The following is a 17198-nucleotide window of genomic DNA, read 5'->3' on the forward strand; positions in this document are numbered from 1 at the left end:
CCCGGACTACGCAACGGCGTAGTCCGGGCGGAACTCTCGATCATTGGCGAGCAACGCCCAAACGATGCGTGCGTTCTTGTTCGCGAGCGCGACTGCCGCAATGTTCGGGTTTCTGCGCTCGATGAGCTTTCCGAGCCATGTATCAGTGTCCAGGCACAGTCGAGCCCTTGCGATTACCGATCTCGCTCCGTGGATGAGCAGCGTTCGAAGGTAGGAGTCGCCTCGCTTGCTCATGCCAAGAAGCGCTTGCTTTCCGCCGGTTGAATGTTGTCTTGGAACCAGACCGAGCCAGGCCGCAACTTGGCGACCGTCCTTGAAGTTCCTGGCGTCGCCGATCGATGCCACCAGCGCGCTTGCCGTGACGGGCCCGATACCTGGGATTTTTTCGAGCTTCGAACTCAGCGCGCATTGACGGTGCCATGCCTTGATCTTTCCCTCAAGCTCGGTCACCTGCCGATCCAGCTCCTTCAAATGCTCAAGAAGTCCATCAATCAGCGTGCGGAACTGCCCTGGAAGATCTAGCGTCGCATCTTCGATGAGGTCTGGTACGCACTGTGCAATCTTCGAGATCCCCTGCGGCACAACAATTCCAAATTCGCTGAGTAGCCCTCGAATCTGGTTCGCTTGGGCGGTGCGCGCTGCTACGAAGCTTTGTCGTACCCGATGCATAGACAGAACCGATTGCTGCTCAACGGTTTTGATGGGTACGAAGCGCATGTTCGGACGGGCCACTGCTTCGCAGATTGCCTCAGCATCGGCAGCGTCATTCTTGTTTGTCTTTACATACGGTTTTACGAATTGTGGCGCCATCAATCGAACGTCATGCCCCATGGCTTGTAGCTTGCGCCCCCAGTGATGAGCGCTTCCGCAAGCCTCCATTCCAATGAGGCAGGCTGGGAGATTTACAAAAAATTCTGCAAGCTGGGCGCGCTTGATCTGCTTCTTCAGCACTGTTTGGCCTCGCTCATCCACGCCGTGTATCTGGAATACGCTTTTCGCCAAATCAATGCCAATGGTCCTGATCTGCATGATGTGCTCCTTTCGACAAAGACGCTTCGGAGTTTGAACTCTGTCACAACGAGGGAACTAGGTGGGGGCGTCCATCCCATTGGATGTGGCGCTCCACCGTGAACACGCCAGGCACGTAGTCCAGCTTCTCGGCCACGTCCTCGCCGACGCGCTTCATCTGGCAGCCGCAGGCACAGGTGGTCGAGTCGGGCTCGTGGCGGATCTCGCGCCGCGGCAGGTTGGCTGGCAGCGGCGCGCGCTTGGGAACCTTCTTCTCTTCAACNGCAGGCACAGGTGGTCGAGTCGGGCTCGTGGCGGATCTCGCGCCGCGGCAGGTTGGCTGGCAGCGGCGCGCGCTTGGGAACCTTCTTCTCTTCAACCTGGGCGGGCGCCTGCGCTTCTTGCAGCGCATCGATCTCGGTGGCCACGGCCGCCAGGTCGGCCTCGATCTCGTCTTCAAGCAGGCTCTTCTGCTCGGGGTTGAAGCGCTCGGACTGAGCGGCAAACTTCATGCGCTTCAAGAGCGCATTCTCGTGCGTGAGTTTGTCCAGCAACGCGCTCTGGTGGCGCAGCTGCGTCATGAGGCGCGTGGTCAGCTCACGCAGCTCTTCTGCGCTCAGGCTCTGNCTCTGGTGGCGCAGCTGCGTCATGAGGCGCGTGGTCAGCTCACGCAGCTCTTCTGCGCTCAGGCTCTGCAGGGATTGAGGCTCGACCACCATGGGCATTCACTGTGCCAGCACTGGTACACGCGCACCATTGGCGCATGCCCCAATTGGCAAGCACCAGTCTGCGCTTCAGAGTCAGACCACGGTGATGACACCGCCGTCAGCCAGGCGCTGCCAGGGCAGGCCCAGCACCAGCGCATCGAACTGTGCGCGGGTGAGCGAAGCGGTGCTGGCCGCATCACGCGGCCAGACGAATTTGCCGCTGTTCAGGCGCCGGGCCGCCAGCCACACACCGATGCCGTCGTGCACCAGCACCTTCATGCGGTTGGCTCTTCTGTTGGTGAACAGGTAGGCGTGGTGCGGGCGCGCTGCGCCGAAGACCGATACCACGCGAGCCAGCGCCGTCTCGGTGCCCGCTCGCATGTCCAGCGGCTCGGTGGCCAGCCACAGCGCATCGACCCGGATCACTTGAGCAGCTCTCGCATCCACACGGCGCTCTGCTCGGCTGCCTCCAGGGGCCAGGTCACCGAGACGCTGATGGCGCCGCGGCGCAGCTCGATGTGAATGTCTGGTGCAGGTGTGCACGCCGCGGGCGGCAGCGGCACCGGAACGAATGCGGGAGCCTGGAGTGCAGGCAGCGCGCTACTAACTTGGCGTCGCCACTTGTGTACGACGTTGGCGTTGATGCCGTGCGACAGGGCAATGCCGGCCACCGAAGCGCCTGGCTCGGCGCACTCGGCAAGGATTTGCTGCTTGAGATCGGCGCCGTATCGCCGGCGGGCCTTCTTCTTGGATTCATTCATGGTGTCCACCTAAATCGCTTGGTGGACACCATCGTTGCCGCTTAGGCCAATGCATTCAAGGGTGGGATGGCCGCGCGCTTACTCTGAACCCTCTTTGCGTGGTCTTCGACAGGATCCCAGTCGCTCTTGCGCCTCTTTGGCGCTTCGCAACCCGTGCGAATTTCCCTGAGGGACTCAATGATGGGCTCCGCATCTGCTGGCGCGAGAAGTTGCAGAACACGCCGTTCGATCGCCGGAAGCGTGGCATACAGCTCATCGGGATCCGCATTGGCCATCTGGCCAACCTCACCGAAAACCAAGCACACATAGCTCCACAAGTCCGCACCGTAGTAGCCTGCCTCCAGCGCCGCTACCAGCCGCTCCCTGTCCACTTCACTCGATAAGGGCAGGGTCACCTGCGGATAGTGAGCCTTGAACACGGCGGGGTTGAGACATAGTCCACTCACGACGTCTCCCCAGAAAATGAGCGCAATCGCGAACTTCCCACTTGCCACTCGCTTGTCCGAAAGCAGCCGGACCTTCTCCTGCAAGGGGCCGTCGTAATCGACGGTCGTGGCCACAAACAAAGTCACTAGCTGGCCCTTGAATTTCTCGGCGGCAATGACCTCCTTTTCGATGACATCCAGGGTAAATGCCCCTTGGAATCTCTTGCACTGGATGCCGATGGGACGGCCGATGTCATCGTGTCCGTAGATATCAACGCCGTGCTGCTTTTGCCCCGACCTACCGTTTTTCTGCAGGGTCGTGCTCTTCCACCTCTGAGAATAGGCATCTACAACGATGGTCTCAAAGTCCTGCCAGTTCGCCGGCTTGGGTAGCTGCATTTCTTTAATGGTGGGCATAGTCCTCCGGGAAAACTTGATTGCATGGCTCGGTGACGATCAGCAAGCCATTGATAGAAAATCAGATTCTGCACGCGAGGGCTCCGTCCTGCGGCAAGAGATTGGTCGGACGCTGGCAAGGCGGCGGTATCCCTGAAACGCTTTGTTCGGTCAGGGAGTGCGTTCTTCCGCCTTCCAGTTACATGGCAAACTCGGTGCGATGAATCGGCTGAGAGCCTTGAAACTGCCACCCTACACGCCCGAGGAGAAGCGCGTGTGAGCCCGGCATTTCAGGATGTTCGACACCGACTACAAGCTGCAAGCGGACGAGACTTCGAGCACGTCGTCTACCCATGGTTGAAGCTTCTGTTCCCTGAGCTTGTACACCCCTCCAGTCTGAAAGACTTGGACAAGAAGGGTGTCGACATGGGATTTGTGATCCCCGGCGACGTGTTCCCCGTGGTGATCCAGTGCAAAGGTTTTGAGGTCACGGCTGACGAGCTCAGAGACGGACACGTCGAGCAAGTAGCAAAGTCGGTGCGCAAGTTCGGCAAGTCGGGCCTCAAGTGCAAGCGCTACATCATTCTGTCGAACCGCAGCGGTAGGAATCGAGTGTTTGCGAAAGGCGTGGAAAGCAAGCTTGGGCAGCTTGTCTCGGGGGGCGTTGCAATTGAGGCACTCCTTTGGACTCTCGATGACTTGGTCAAGGCTCTTGAACGCCATCTCACCGCCGGAGTGATCGACGCCCTGCGGCGATGGAGCGATCAGGTCGACCGCGAACGCAGCAAGATCTTTTCGTTTGACGAGGTTGTCATCGACGATGTCCCCGCAGTCAAGCGTCGATGGCGCCTGCATGTCGGAGCCGCACAAGGTCAAATTGAAGCTGACCAGCCGATAGCGCCTTCACAGCTCATCGAAGAACTGTTGATCCCTACGCAAGGTCGATTTTCTCTTGTGATCGGTGCATATGGAATGGGCAAGACAACGCTCATGCGCAATCTCAAGCTTCCTGCGGGATATACACGCCTACTTGTTCCAGCAGCGAATCTACTCCATGTCGTCTATAGCGGTGGCAGTCAGACGGCTCTTCTGGAGCACCTGTTGCAACATACCGGCTGCCTGCAGGATTTGGCCGATGCCTCGGGCATTGCCATCAAAGAACTGCAACGGGTCGGAGGAGCCTGTCTTGGCGATGCCGTTCAATCCACCGACCTCAAGGCGGTTCTCATCATTGATGGTCTGGATGAGAACCGTATCTATTCGCGGGCAGACGGTTTTCGAAGGCTTGCCGGTGAACTCAGGCGCCTGCGCATTCCCGTCATCGTCACCACGCGCAAGGAGCACTTCTTCAATCGCTACCTGGAGCTACAGCCGCAGGAGCAACAGGTGTGGCTCAGTCGCGCCATCGAGACAACCGTCATCGAGCTGACAGACTGGTCGACGGCCACCTGCAACCAGATGCTTGACAGGGTGGCCTCGCTGACCGATTCGAACCGCCGCGCGCTCGATCCGCTGCGGGTTCTCTTGGACCAACGGCGGCTGCCTTTGGTTGCTGGTCACCCGCTTTGGTTGGCGATGGCGATTGACCTTGCTTTGGCCGGTGACATGCAGCTGTTCGACAACCAACGAGCCCTCTATAGCGAGTGGACGCAACGCAAGTTCATGAGGGACTTTTCTGCCCCGGGGCGCGACCTGCCTAAGGCCCTGAGCAATCTTGCGATCTTCGTCCAGAAGCTTACGGACGTTATGACTGCCATCGCGGCGCGGATGTGCAGCGTGGAGAACGGTAGCCTTGGGCTAAAGGCAGAAATTGACGATGTAACCGTCGAAGCCGTCGCGCGTGAGCACATTCCCACGGCCGAGCGCCTTGACCCGCTCTTTGCGGAATCTTCGCTGCTTACCCCCTCGTCCATTCGATCGACGTCGGGCATGCAGATGCGGTTTTCGCACTTCTCATTTCAGGAATTCTTTACCGCTCGGGCAATTGAAATCGAGTTGATTTCCGTGGCCGACTCGGAGCTGCCAGTCGGCGTCGGTGCATTTCTTGAACGCCGCTGAGAACGGCAAACATACCCGTAGTACTTCGCCGAACAGGTTTGATGCGGCGATCAACGTGCCGAACTGAACTAAGGACACATTGGCGGCCGATGTGCCCTCTCTTGCCGCAACCCATAGCGGAGACTCGCTTCCGCAAAAGAATCACTTACTGGGGGCGGGCGCAGCCATGCCTTGCTTGCCGGCGACAAGCAATGACCTCCGAACGGCATCGACATACAGAATCGACTCCGCTACTCCATGCTCGCTCTCACGTGCCAATATCGCAGTTCCAGGAGCGGGCGGCAGTGTGTTGGCGGGTAGTTGAAGTACGGCGAGTTCGGCGCTGTCTTCTAAGCGCAGGCGCATCTCCCGCAGGTTCGCGGGTTTTCCTATGTCGGGTGCTTCGACCACACCATATAAATAGTGTCCAACCGCAACCGGTTTTCCGTTCACTTCCAACTCTGACTGAAGCATGCGCTCTGACGCTTGTGGTGTGTCTACGTACCGAACAAGCACAGTGCCAGGCCGATCCTGCAGGCTGGCGCGGGCGAGAACTGCACCGCTGGCATCGCTTCTCTCAATTGTCCAAGCCAGTCCCGTCGCCCTTTGGACCAACTCTGCGACCTGCCGTGGCTCTGCGTCCGTGGACCTCGCGGCCAGCGTCATCGCTAGCGCTGCATCGACTCTGCTGAACTCGGCCGAAAGCAGCGAGTTGCTGGCAATGTTCTTTGATTCGCGACTCTCAATCAGATAGCCACCGCCAGCCACGAGGACAACCGCCCCCACGACTAGAGCACCCACAGAGTTCAAAACTACGGATGAGTTAACCCTAAACAAACTGAGGGCTCCTTCCACCAGCTTCGTACTCTCTGAGCGTGACAGCACTCTGCGCAAATACCCTGCGGATAAAAGCAGTGCTGCCGCGCACATCGCGACGTAGCGAAACTCAATGTCAGAGTGTGCGACCGCAGCCACGATCCAGATGAGAAATAATATTGTGGCGGGCACTACAACTCCCGCCACAATATCTCCCCAAAAGGCTTTTTGGTCCTCGGGCTCAATTTCCGAAGCAAACGCACCAAGTCTCATTGTTTTGGTGCTCTCAACAGCAGAGGCCATCATCTTTGCGGCCTCATCCGTACTTAGACTTCTCTTCTTGGCTTCCAGATAAGCGTGGCTAGCCGCTGAAGCTTCCTTGGCTCCAATATCCATTAGCGCAGTTGACTGGCGCGCAAACGCATCTAGCGACTCCCTGGCCGCTTTACGACGTTCTTCGACAGTTTTTTCACGAACGGTGTCAGTCATTTCAACTTCCTTTATTGGATCCAACCAAGAACAACACCACCAGAGCTTCCCTTGCCTAGCGCGTTATTGCTCAAAGCCATTCCAGTACGATGATCTAAGCCATCGCCCCATGCGAGCAAACAGCCCTCAATTTCTTGGCATGCTCGCTCAAGCTCGCCAAACTCAAGATCGGTCAAAAGAGGTACGCCCTGCCCATTCGTTGCCATGTGCTCGCCACGAAGATAGGCAAGCAGCACTATCGTTTGGACTGCGCGCTGATGAGCGCAAGAGTCCACAACTGCTCTAAAGTGCAATTTAGAGTGCAGCGTTTGGATATCCGCCGCGTGGGGCTGGACGGCCACCTCTAGCGCCGTCCACAGGAGGCTTGCAAAACAGTCATTCGACAGGTCGCGCTCGACCTCATCCACTAGCGCCATGACCACGCGGTTGACAAAATCGACTCTCGAACTTGTCGGATCATGTAGCCACACTCCACGTTCAAATGCAACAGAGATAATGGGTCGAAATCGGATGAACAACTCACCCCAGTCGCCGTGAGCTTCCTGGCGCATCGTGTTGGCTTTACGCTCAGCGCGCTCCGTCATCCAGGTCTTGATGGGCCAATAGCCCCTTGACTCACTCATGCTCTTCGCTTCGCGCAATTTCACTAGGTACCGCCCCGCCACAGACAGGGTGCTCTCTGCAGAGCGGTTCGGCCGCTCTTGATGAATAGGTCGCGAGATATCGTCTGGACGCATCATTCCCCCCTCCCCTGTTACATTTTCCTGAGGGCTTCTCGAAGCCTAGTAAGTGCTCGCACCTTTGTGGTGCGCACCGCGCCTTGGGAAATGCTCAATAAGTTCGCAATTTCTACGGGATCCAAGTCTTCGTAGTACAGCATCCACAAGATTTGACGCTCGCGCGGTGGGAGCTTGTCCAAGTACGACAGAACGAAGAGCTTGGTAACGAGCTCCTCGCTGAAGTCACCAGCCGGATCCGCTATCTCTTCCATCTCCTCTTCAGGTACGTGTTCGCCAAGCGGTTGAAACCGCCGCCAGTAGTCTGCAGCCGCCCTTACGACAATTTGGCGGAACAACCCCGGGAAAGCCTCAGCTTCACGCAAATGAGGAAGAGCGACGAACAACCTTGTGAGGACCTCTTGAGAAAAATCGTCGTACTCCCCACAGCGTTTGGAGTACCAGTAGCTTCGAATGAGCGGCGAAAAGCGGCGAGCGATTTCCTTGGCGGCGTGAGATGCGGCAGGCTCAGTCTCAAGCCGGATGAGTTCGACTAGCATCCCTATGGCTGCATCGGCGAAAACACCGTGGCGGTCAAAGACCTCTGACTTGTCTTCTGAAGTCATAGGCTGGGGGGTGCTTGTCGACACGCTTCTGGACCACCAGCATGGACTCCTCGTTGTAGGTGGCAAAAGAGCGCCCACCTGAGTCCGGGTTCACACAGAGGTATACCCTTCGCCAAGTGCCGGAGTTTATGTAGGTAATCACTCGATCGTTGCCGACCGGCATAGCCAAGTGAGTCGGGGAATGCGTATGTCCCGCAACAAAAAGAAATGTATCTTGATGGGATAGCGCCTGCGCACCTGCAATCGCAAGAGCCCTGCCATGAACCGCACTGAGCTCACCAACGCTCAAGGGCTCAAACCTTACGAGCTTACTCGCGGCAGCCAAGCCTCGGGAAGCCACAAATCGTCCCATGGCAGCCAAGAAATTCGATAGGCCATCACCAAGATCGCCGTGTGCCCTCGCCTCGGCTCTGGCCGAGGAAATACATTCCGCCAAAGCGTCCTTCAAGGCCGTCAATATAGGGCCCCGCTCCGACTCAGCCAAGCGGCTCACACCAAACTGCATCCAGGCCACAAGGCCTTTTCCCGTCTGAGGCAGTACGTTGTCAAGCTCATGCAGGAATCGAAGCCGCCGATCGTCCTCCTCAATACCCAGACGGCAAGCAACCCTCGTTGGGAGCATGGCAACGAGCTCTACAACGACAACGTCTCCGGCTACGAATCGGGGGTAGATCTTTGATGGACTATTGAACACGTCGAATTCGTGGCCATGCTGTGCCCATATGCCATGCGCTTCGTCTGAATAGGAGGTGGGAAAGGCAGCGTCTCCACCGGTGAGGTTCAGTGCTCTGCGCAACGCGGCGCGCGCTAGTCGGCCCGAATCTCCGCCAAGAAGGCCATCGTGATTACCAGGCAAAAGCTCGACTTGGAGGGACTTATCTTGCTTGAGGTCACGCAGTCCACTGAAGAAGCGCTCATTGGAGGCGATGACCTGTTCGGTGAGCCTCAACACAAAGGACTCTAGCTCGACGCTGTGTTTATGCCAAGGTCGCAGGTTCGTGCTGTTCCATAAAGGGGTCTTCAGAAGCTCGAAGATGTCACCCAACAAGATGAGGCGAACGTTATCGTCCTGGGGACACGCATCGACCTGCGCGGCAACTTCTCGTATGAACGCGCTGGCCTCGAACGACGCCCTAAGGGGATGATCTGCGAGATGCAAGTCGCTCACTAAAATAAGCACGAGGCCTCCCCTCAGGAAAAACACCAGCTGTTGCGCTAAATTCTTCTTTACAGTGCGAGAGTATCAAGGTCATAGGCGATGCGCAGTCCGCGGGCATTCTCACACAATAGGCGTTCCCAAGCCCATGACATCCAATGCCAGGGCTGAAGGCCGATTTGACAAGACAGACTTCATCTACCTTGGCTTCGAGCGAACCAGGAAAGCGATGCAGTTGTTGGGCGCATAGGCGCCCTTTGCGGCCGCTGCGGGTCGATCTACAGCCCCGAGCGTGCTCCAGCACCACCTTGGACGGCATCTCAGACGGGGTCAGTTCGCAAAAACAGACAAAGCTGCGAGGTGCGAGAGACTTGCGCGGGCTGCCCTAGTGTTACCACACAGCCTCGCTGCACAACGCTCCTACAGCGATGAAGCTGAGAACGAGAGCGGCTGGCCGAAATCGGTCGAACACCCCAATCTCGGCCTTGCCGGCTTCGTCTCGATAATCGGTGTTTTCAACACCACCGACCACACCACAGGCAATCGTTCGCCTGGTTTCCTACTGCCACGGCAGTGAGCGGTACAGCCCCTGCACCCGGGCCATGGCCTCTTCAAAGTCCGGGAGGTCGCCCGTGACATCGTCCTTCAGCCCCTCATACCCCTGGCGCGCCATGCGCACGACCGCCTCGTCGTCCATCGACAGCGGCCCCGGCTCGATCCCCTTTGAGCGACAGGAGTCCACCAACATGTGGTGGATGCTCGCCAACTCCTGCTCTCCCAACGCGTCGACCAAGTCGGACGAGTCCAGCAACAGACACACGTCGTAAACATCCTGGCGACGGTTGCGCCTTCGCACCGGCTGCTGCAGCAAGGAACGCAGCTTCTCGGCGACGATGTTGTGCAAGCTGTAGCTCTGGATGGTGGTGCCGCCATCGAGCTGCAGCACCTCCACCCCGAAGACGACCTCGTTGTAGCTGTAGTCGATTTCCACCACCTGAGCGGAGTTGCGAGCAAGAAGGCGTTTCATCGCACCCTCGCTGCCCATGTCCGCGTAGCCGATCTTCAGCGCCAGTGTCTGGTGGGTCTTGTTCTCGCCCCTGGGCTCGATCTTGCTGGACTGCACACGACACGCTGTCCCATAAGGCAAGCGGTCTGCGGCGGCCGCCAGGTGCTGCTCCAGATCGGCGATCAGCTCTTGCGCCTCCACGGCAACATAGGGCGCGGTGGTGGAGAAATCGATGTCGCGGGTGTAGCGCGAACTGTCGTATCGAATGGCCATCAACAGGCCACCCTTCATCACCATCCTGGCCTGCAGGTGCTGGGAGCGCCCGATGCTCTCCAGGATGATGTGCACCGCCTCCCGAAAACCTCTCTGGGGTTTGTCGGGAGCCTGCTGCACCCAGGCCTCCATGTCCACCTCGTTCAACGGCCTCAAGTGCCCTCCCCGTCCAAGTCTTCCCCACTTGAATTTTCCCCGGCGCGACCGTCAGTCAACAACGAGGGAACATTGATCGACAGTTTCCAGGTCTCAGAGAACGTCGGGGCGTATTCGCCCTGGGGATCCAACATGCGCGAGCCGCCACGCTGTGCAAAGTCCTTCCAGCCGTCGATGCGCGGATGTTGGATTCTGCAAACCGCCTCCAGCAGGTAGCCAGCTCGCACCTTCTCGATGGGTTTCCCGTGGCGATCGATCTCATCCAGGATGAGGAGCAAGTACTGTGAGCCGTACTCGCGGTAGGCATCCACCACGTGCTGCATGCCCCCGCAGTTGTCGGGCTCACGCACCATGTCCAGAAACACCCTGCCGACCATGGCAACCCTGATCGAGGGCGACTTGATAGCCTTGAATGCCCCGCGGCTGGAGCGCCGCATCAGCTCGACACGCACACCCTCAACACGCTCGAAGCCCAAGTACCGCAACATCGGCAGCCTGGCTGCGCGGTGCACCGCCATGTGTTGGCCGAGATCCCTGGCCATCCTGTCTTGAGCCTGCTCTCTCCACTCCTTGTCTGGGGGGGTCGTCAGGTAAAGGATCTTGGAGAAGCGATCCGTGAGACCGTGAAACTCCATCGCACTGAGGTGGGTCACACAGGCAAATGGATCCACCGCACACGCGACCTCCATGGCGGAGGGCTTGGGGCGGCCAAACAACTGGAACACCGCCCCAGGCTTGAACTCCTTGGCCGGCGAGATCAGGTGAAAGGAACTCAAACGGTCCACAATGGCCTTGTACAAGCCCTGCTCGATGGTGGCGTCCGCCTCCGGACGCGTTGCGCACAGCAGAACGCCCAGCTCATAGTCGGTGACGACTGGCCGCTCCCACGTTGCCAATCGGTCTGCAATGCCCTCTGCAGGAGCGACGGCGGCAGCTGAAAATTCTGATCTGGTAGGCAAGTACAGTAAAATTAACGTCCTAAGGACGTTAATTTTACTGTACTTGGCATTCGATCGCAATATTGTATGTTTGCAATGTTCACGTGGTCGGCCTAAAATCTGTCCTTAGGACAGATTTTAGGCCGACCACACTAAGTACAGCTGGCCAGGCTACTCTCGAGCAAGCTCCATCAGAATTCTCAACAGCCCTCGCTGTCCGAGTTGCTGACAACATGACATGGCCGTCGGTGGAAAGCCCCCCATCACCCAAGCCTCTTCTGAAAATTGGGAGCGATCCAATAGATCGCCCCCAATTCGCCGGCACCAGGTCCGAGCTACGAAAACTTGCGAAAAATCAGCTTCGCCTCAGCCTTGGCCGTTCGGTGATCAGCGGGTCTCAATGCGGGCAGCACCAGTCCTTCGTCACCGTCGACATACATCGACCCACCGAAGTCGCTGTCGTAGAACTGCCCATCCTGCTGACCACCGTCGTGGTACGCCGCCATGGTCGAACGGGTAAGGTCGACCCGATGCTCGAGCGCCAGATACTGCCAGGTCCACGCGCGCATTGCATCACCGCCCTCGACCGCTCGCTCTGCGGCTATCCGCAGCCAGTGGATATCGCCCTGCTCCGCAAAGCGCTCCTCTGCCCAAGCGTCGCCTTGGTGCGCAAGCTCCTCCAGTGCCGAACGAACCCCTCGCTCGGCCGCCACACGCAGCCAAGATGCACGTGCCTCTGGCGTCGTAGCTGCCCGCGCCATCATGAACGCATCAACGTCACCGGTGAGCCGCTCGGCCAGCTCTATGAAATCACGACTCTCGAAGTGGGTCCCGTACTCCAATGCCGCCGCGCGTACGCCACCGAGCGCTGCCGCTTTCAGATGCGCCTCGTATTTTCGGTGCTGGGGATCCAGGCGAAGGTAGTCCTCAACCCAGCCACGTTCGGCAGCATTGAGCACCCGGCCCTTGAGTGACTCCTCATACAGGTAGGGATTTGGGGTGCGGCAGCGGTAGAGCGCGGCCAGGAGAAAGTGCGCATGCGGGTTGGCAGACTCGGCCGCCTCCTCCACGCTGGACTTCAGCAGTGGTGAGCGCATGAGCTGCTCAAGTGCTGCACCCGTCGGCTGCACAGGGGCTGCCGACCTGACGTCCTCGAATTCCTCGTAGTCATCGTTCTCATCGTCCTGGTCGTCGCCCTCAGCAACAACCGGAAGTGCCAGCGCGGCACCCAACGCAGACCAGGAGACAGAGGAGAGTTGGTGCTCAGCGATGAAGACCAGAAACGACCGCGCTATCTCAGCCGCGGCCTGCTGGTGGTAGCCAAGTTGAACCGCTCGACCGATCACCTGGGGCGATGCGCCGGACGGCCGTTCCCCAACACCCGCATCGGCCAGGACCGCAACAGCCCGAAACGCTGCCCATGAACGATGGCCGAACGCAGCAGCCAGGAGTTCGTGCACATGGCTTCGTTTGACAGGGCAGCCCGCATGGGTCTGAAGGGTCTGCTGCGCAAGGTGCGCAAGTTCTCTCAAGGTCATGATTTGCCTTTGGTTAACCTCGACGAGTCGGGTCAGACGCACGCGTTTAAGTCCCCGACGACGAGGCCCAAAAGGGAAATCAATGACGATGTGTGGAGTACCTGTTTCTACTCGCGTGCAAGTACGGCGGGCCGCCTTGATGTGAATTCTAGGCAACTTGCAGCTGTCACCAAAGTTTTTTCGATCCAATCTCGAACGACATTGGTTCATCCCGGCGTCTTCGGCAGACGGCGGGTGCTGCCCTGCCACTCGTAGCTGTCGCCCTTGGGCACACGCATGAACCCTTGACGCGTGAGCTTGAGTCCATTCACCTCATAACCTTGGGTCTTGAGAAACGGCTTGTCAACGCCGCTGAACGAGGCGTTGACTGTGTAGCTGCATTTGACAGCCCCTTTGATCGCCTCTTCAGCCTTTGAACCCATGAAGGCAGCCGCACGGGTCAGTTGCTCCATCTCCTTCCTGGATGGGGTTGTGCAGTCCAGGTCCGTGATCTCAACGGTCTGCAGCTTGAAATAGCCATTGCTGGCCGTCTTGGTGTGCCACGCCTTGACGTCTTCTGAGGAGGGGTAACCGTTCGATCCGGCGCCACACGCACTCAGCACAGCTGCGACGCTTAGTGTGGCCAGGCCGAAGCGGCAGGGAAGAACATTTTTCATGGGTCAATCACTTTGGTTGGGTTGTGAGAAGAGGCGCACTCGGGCTCCTCTCTTTCAGAATCTCAAACAAAGCACCGGAGTCAAGAGATCCAAGGGAGTTTTTGTGTTGCCTCTGCCACGCCGTTCGCTGCAGCGTTGGGCGACAAAGCCGAGAAACATGGCCAACCAAAATCGGCGTCCCGGACACCACGTCAGCGTGCTTGGCACCTGGCCCACGAAACGCGTCCAGCTTCGACTGTGAGCAGGACATACGTCGGATGGAGCGCAACGATCAGCATGACAAATGTCAGAAACTACTGTCTGTTTCTGACAAAATTGCATGACCATGGCCACGCTCCCCGAGTTCATCCTGCTTCACGCAAAGTCCCTGCCCGAGGGAGGCGTGTTGTCGCCCAAGGAATTTCTACACATGGGAAGCCGCGATGCGGTCGACCAGGCTTTGTCTCGCCTCACCAAAGAGGGCAAGCTGTTGCGTGTGGAGCGGGGCACGTACGTCATGCCTGTATCCAGCCGGTTCGGAACGCGTGCGCCCTCACCTGAAAAAGTGGTCCAGGCCCTGGCCGCCCAACATGGCGAGATCGTCTCGCCTCACGGAGCCAACGCGGCCAATGCCCTGGGGCTGACCCAACAGGTGCCGATTCGTGAGGTGTACCTGACCTCGGGACGCACCCGCCATCTCAAGCTCGGTCGCTCCGAGATCATGGTGAAACACGCACCGCGCTGGATGCTGGCGCTTGGTCCCGGTCCGGCCGGCTCCGCCGTGCGCGCCTTGGCCTGGATCGGGCCCTCCCACGTGAGCGAATCGCTGAGCACCCTGCGTCGCACGCTGCCGCCCACCGAGTGGCAGGCACTGACGGCGGCCCGAGCGGCGTTGCCTTCCTGGATGGCCAGGGCCATCGGAGAAGAGACGCTGCTTGGCTGAGCATTGGTTCGCCTTGAGCAAGGGGGACCCGTGCCCGGAGGGTCCGCTCGTATGGCGCTGGCTGCTGACTACGCCAAGATGCTGGAAGACGAGGTCATGATGGGTGATGCCCTGCCCTTCGATGAAATGATGCAGGCTTGCGCCCAGGTGCAGGCCCGGGCCAACGCTGCCGCTCGGACCTAAGCTGGAGCTTTCAATAGAGGCACACTTTGCTGATGCGACCAGTGTGAAAATTCAGGGCGCCCAATCGAATTGGTGTTGAAAACACCCATTATCAATACCGACTCGCCGGCCAGAAACACGCCGGCTTTCATACAAGTATGGGATGCGGCGCGGGCTCTGTCGTACGATGCAGGCATGACCACCTTTGCCGAAGCCCTCAAAAAAGAGATTGCCCGCATAGCCCGCAAGGAACTGCGCGAGGAGATCACAGCGATGCGCAAGCTCGGCGTGACCCAACGTGTCGACATCTCGGCCTTGAAGAAGGAGGTCAAGTCGCTTCAGTCGAGTTTGAAAAAACTGGAGAAGTTGCGCTTAGCGCTTTCCTCCTCTGTCTCCTTGGCCAAACCTTCGCCGACAGCCAAACCCAGTCCCGATACACCTCGGGGAAAACCAGGTCGCAGGGTGATGTTCACTGCGGAGCGCCTGAAAGCCCAACGCGCCCGACTCGGCTTCACCCAGGAACAAATGGGACAGCTGCTGGGGGTCTCTTCCTTGTCAATATGGAAGTGGGAGTCCGGCGGCGCCTCGCCAAGGGCCGCGCGTGTTCCTGAAATCTTGGAAAAAATTGCAATGGGCAAGCGTGAAGCCTTGTCGCTCATTGAAGAGCGGGTGGCCTGATAAATCAGCTCGCTGGAAAACTCGAGTGGGGACCGCGAATCGGGCCCAGCGCATTCCCAAGCAGGGGCAGGTCTGCACCTGCCCACCACCCACATCAGCGAAAGAACACCTCGACACCGTCCTCAGGCTGCACGCCGATCAGGAGTGGGGCGACGAGAACGCGGCCAGGAAGCAACTTCTGAAGCAGCGCGTGGACATCTTTGAGCACGTCCAACTTGACGCCCTCTTCAAGGTTAACGGTAAGAACGATGCGCTCGCTGTGGGGCATGTCGATCCCCAATGCGGCACGCCCGGTCAGCCACGCACGCTCCACACCAAGCATCAGCAAACCCGTGGCGACGCCGGGCGTGTTCTGAAACATCTCGATCAACTTTTCGATGCGCAGCTTTTGCATCTTGCTCATCATGGAGACCGAGCTGAGATAGGCCGTGGAGATGTCCTTGCGCCAGTGGCCCAGAGCCTCTGACACTTTCTTGTACGCGTGGTCAACCAGTTCACGGTTCTGTTTGAACCACGCTGGCGTCTCCTCACCCTCAGCTGGCGGGCGGTGGCCAGTGATGTCCTCGAACATGTCGGCGGCGAACTGGTGGCGCAGGCCGTGGCTCGCCACGCCCAGGACCTTCTTGTTGATGCCGTACTTGCGCAGCACGTGGTAGTACTTGGTCCGCGCCTCCTCCATCGTCATGCGCTCGTACCCCATCTCACCTTTGTTGTTGCGCTCGTCAGCCCAGGCGCGCGCGCGCTCAAGAACATCGCGCTGTTTGGCTTGCTTCAAAGGATCCTTCATGAAGGGAACAAAGCGGCCCGCGCCACCCTTCGTGCCCAGTTTGATTGCGATGCCATCACGGCGCTCGGCCTCACGCGGGCGAAAGCTCAGCGCCTCTTTGACACGCAAGCCGAAGTGCAGCTCGAGCTCGAACAGGAGGGCCTCCTGAGGGTTTTCGACGGCGACCACTTCGATGATCGCTTGGGCATCCACCCCGGCCGCCTTCCAGCTCTTGCTGCCGTGAGTCACCTGCGCACGCGTCACGGCGGATTTTTCAACACCTTTCGCCTCCAGTGCCACGTAGAGCTTTTCGCGCTTCGGGATCGCTTCCATCTTGCCGATGAGTTCGCAAAACTTGCGAATCGCCGACAACTTGTTTTGAATCGTCGAGCTGCTGTGACCCAGATCATTTGCCCAGTACGCAGTTAGCACCACAGCGTGACGCTGCCCAATCTCGTCGATGCGCTGAATAGGCATGTTCAGCTTTCGCAGATCCTGAATGATGTTCATCAGAGTGCGTCCGAACGCCGTGCGAGTCTTCTCAGCGACGACTCGTTTGCGGCCGGTGAAGGACTGAAGGTCCAGATCCTGCAGAAAATACGTCATCTGCCGCCGCGGGTCGTTGGGATGCGCCTTGATCGCTTCTTGGGCGCGCAGCTGTGCACTGCCCGGGCCGCCCCTGGTGAGCGTTTCCGCACGTGACTTCACTTGGTGTGCGCGACGTTTGCCGCGACCATTGCCTGATGCTTTCGCCATTTCTCTTTCTCCTGTTGTGACTTTCGTCGTGATGAGGGTTAACACCTGCGGGCGCCCAACGCACCCGCATGCCTAAACCTTCAGGCAGGCCCAAACCGCCAGATCGCTCTGGCCCCTGATGGCCACCCAAATTCCCCCGTCTATGGCCACCTCAAACTCCCCCACCTGAACTGATCGGGGATAGGGGTTTAACGCCGGCGTCGTCGGCAC

General features: G+C 58.8%; 17 protein-coding genes and 2 pseudogenes. 4 read left to right on the forward strand and 15 right to left on the reverse strand.

Annotated elements, in window-relative coordinates:
• Window positions 1-6: 6 nt before the first annotated feature.
• The 6 genes and pseudogenes from ASE11_RS25020 to ASE11_RS25045 all read right to left on the reverse strand — a co-directional run bounded on the left by ASE11_RS25020 (window position 7) and on the right by ASE11_RS25045 (window position 3300).
• Window positions 7-1029 carry an IS110 family transposase gene (locus tag ASE11_RS25020; RefSeq protein ID WP_056278551.1) on the reverse strand — a complete coding sequence of 341 codons (1023 nt, stop codon included), beginning with the start codon at window positions 1027-1029 and terminating at the stop codon, window positions 7-9.
• A gap of 79 nt (window positions 1030-1108) precedes the next feature.
• Window positions 1109-1291 (reverse strand): annotated as a pseudogene (locus ASE11_RS26360) (IS66 family transposase zinc-finger binding domain-containing protein); the annotation flags it as partial.
• 1 nt (window position 1292) lies between these two features.
• Window positions 1293-1589: pseudogene (locus ASE11_RS26365) on the reverse strand (transposase domain-containing protein); the annotation flags it as partial.
• Window positions 1590-1808: 219 nt separating this feature from the next.
• Complete coding sequence (tnpB, locus tag ASE11_RS25035; protein ID WP_156406494.1) at window positions 1809-2162, reverse strand: IS66 family insertion sequence element accessory protein TnpB; 354 nt, start codon at window positions 2160-2162, stop codon at window positions 1809-1811.
• Complete coding sequence (gene tnpA, locus ASE11_RS25040; protein WP_056278559.1) at window positions 2138-2476, reverse strand: IS66-like element accessory protein TnpA; 339 nt, start codon at window positions 2474-2476, stop codon at window positions 2138-2140. The genes tnpB and tnpA overlap by 25 nt, the downstream gene beginning before the upstream one ends.
• A gap of 41 nt (window positions 2477-2517) precedes the next feature.
• A complete protein-coding gene (locus ASE11_RS25045) occupies window positions 2518-3300 on the reverse strand; it encodes a restriction endonuclease (protein ID WP_162258092.1) in 783 nt (260 codons plus the stop codon).
• Window positions 3301-3573: 273 nt separating this feature from the next.
• Between ASE11_RS25045 and ASE11_RS25050 the strand changes: the two genes are divergently transcribed.
• Window positions 3574-5355, forward strand: coding sequence for an NACHT domain-containing protein (locus ASE11_RS25050; RefSeq protein ID WP_156406495.1), 1782 nt, complete (start codon window positions 3574-3576; stop codon window positions 5353-5355).
• A gap of 141 nt (window positions 5356-5496) precedes the next feature.
• Here ASE11_RS25050 and ASE11_RS25055 read toward each other — a convergent pair whose 3' ends face one another.
• The 8 genes from ASE11_RS25055 to ASE11_RS25090 form a co-directional block, all read right to left on the reverse strand.
• Window positions 5497-6639 (reverse strand): hypothetical protein, encoded by a 1143-nt coding sequence (locus tag ASE11_RS25055; RefSeq protein ID WP_056278565.1) that lies wholly within the window; start codon window positions 6637-6639, stop codon window positions 5497-5499.
• An 11-nt stretch (window positions 6640-6650) separates the two neighbouring features.
• Entirely contained in the window at window positions 6651-7379 is a 729-nt protein-coding gene (locus tag ASE11_RS25060) for a hypothetical protein (RefSeq protein ID WP_056278567.1), read from the reverse strand.
• A gap of 14 nt (window positions 7380-7393) precedes the next feature.
• The gene (locus ASE11_RS25065; RefSeq protein ID WP_082586020.1) at window positions 7394-7981 is read right to left on the reverse strand and encodes an RNA polymerase sigma factor; all 588 of its coding nucleotides are present in this window, start codon (window positions 7979-7981) and stop codon (window positions 7394-7396) included.
• Window positions 7950-9161, reverse strand: a complete 1212-nt coding sequence (locus ASE11_RS25070; RefSeq protein ID WP_156406496.1) for a hypothetical protein — start codon at window positions 9159-9161, stop codon at window positions 7950-7952. Before ASE11_RS25070 ends, ASE11_RS25065 begins: the two co-directional genes overlap by 32 nt.
• A 535-nt stretch (window positions 9162-9696) precedes the next feature.
• On the reverse strand, window positions 9697-10572 hold the full coding sequence (locus ASE11_RS25075) for a nucleotidyl transferase AbiEii/AbiGii toxin family protein (RefSeq protein ID WP_235501460.1): 876 nt from the start codon (window positions 10570-10572) through the stop codon (window positions 9697-9699).
• Window positions 10569-11591 carry a type IV toxin-antitoxin system AbiEi family antitoxin domain-containing protein gene (locus tag ASE11_RS25080; protein WP_235501461.1) on the reverse strand — a complete coding sequence of 341 codons (1023 nt, stop codon included), beginning with the start codon at window positions 11589-11591 and terminating at the stop codon, window positions 10569-10571. The genes ASE11_RS25075 and ASE11_RS25080 overlap by 4 nt, the downstream gene beginning before the upstream one ends.
• A 254-nt stretch (window positions 11592-11845) precedes the next feature.
• Complete coding sequence (locus ASE11_RS25085) at window positions 11846-13048, reverse strand: hypothetical protein (RefSeq protein ID WP_056278576.1); 1203 nt, start codon at window positions 13046-13048, stop codon at window positions 11846-11848.
• Between the two features lie 206 nt (window positions 13049-13254).
• Window positions 13255-13704, reverse strand: coding sequence for a hypothetical protein (locus ASE11_RS25090; RefSeq protein ID WP_056278578.1), 450 nt, complete (start codon window positions 13702-13704; stop codon window positions 13255-13257).
• A gap of 325 nt (window positions 13705-14029) precedes the next feature.
• Here ASE11_RS25090 and ASE11_RS25095 point away from each other — a divergent pair, with 325 nt between their 5' ends.
• From ASE11_RS25095 to ASE11_RS25100, 3 genes are all read left to right on the forward strand, one after another.
• On the forward strand, window positions 14030-14626 hold the full coding sequence (locus ASE11_RS25095) for a DUF6088 family protein (protein WP_056278606.1): 597 nt from the start codon (window positions 14030-14032) through the stop codon (window positions 14624-14626).
• A gap of 51 nt (window positions 14627-14677) precedes the next feature.
• Complete coding sequence (locus ASE11_RS26945) at window positions 14678-14809, forward strand: hypothetical protein (protein ID WP_268766335.1); 132 nt, start codon at window positions 14678-14680, stop codon at window positions 14807-14809.
• Window positions 14810-14983: 174 nt separating this feature from the next.
• Complete coding sequence (locus ASE11_RS25100; protein WP_156406497.1) at window positions 14984-15466, forward strand: helix-turn-helix domain-containing protein; 483 nt, start codon at window positions 14984-14986, stop codon at window positions 15464-15466.
• 94 nt (window positions 15467-15560) lie between these two features.
• On the opposite strand, the gene ASE11_RS25105 is transcribed toward ASE11_RS25100, so the two are convergent.
• Window positions 15561-16988 (reverse strand): integrase domain-containing protein, encoded by a 1428-nt coding sequence (locus ASE11_RS25105; RefSeq protein ID WP_056278582.1) that lies wholly within the window; start codon window positions 16986-16988, stop codon window positions 15561-15563.
• Window positions 16989-17198 lie beyond the last annotated feature (210 nt).

Source organism: Hydrogenophaga sp. Root209, from assembly GCF_001428625.1.
Lineage (GTDB): Bacteria > Pseudomonadota > Gammaproteobacteria > Burkholderiales > Burkholderiaceae_C > Hydrogenophaga.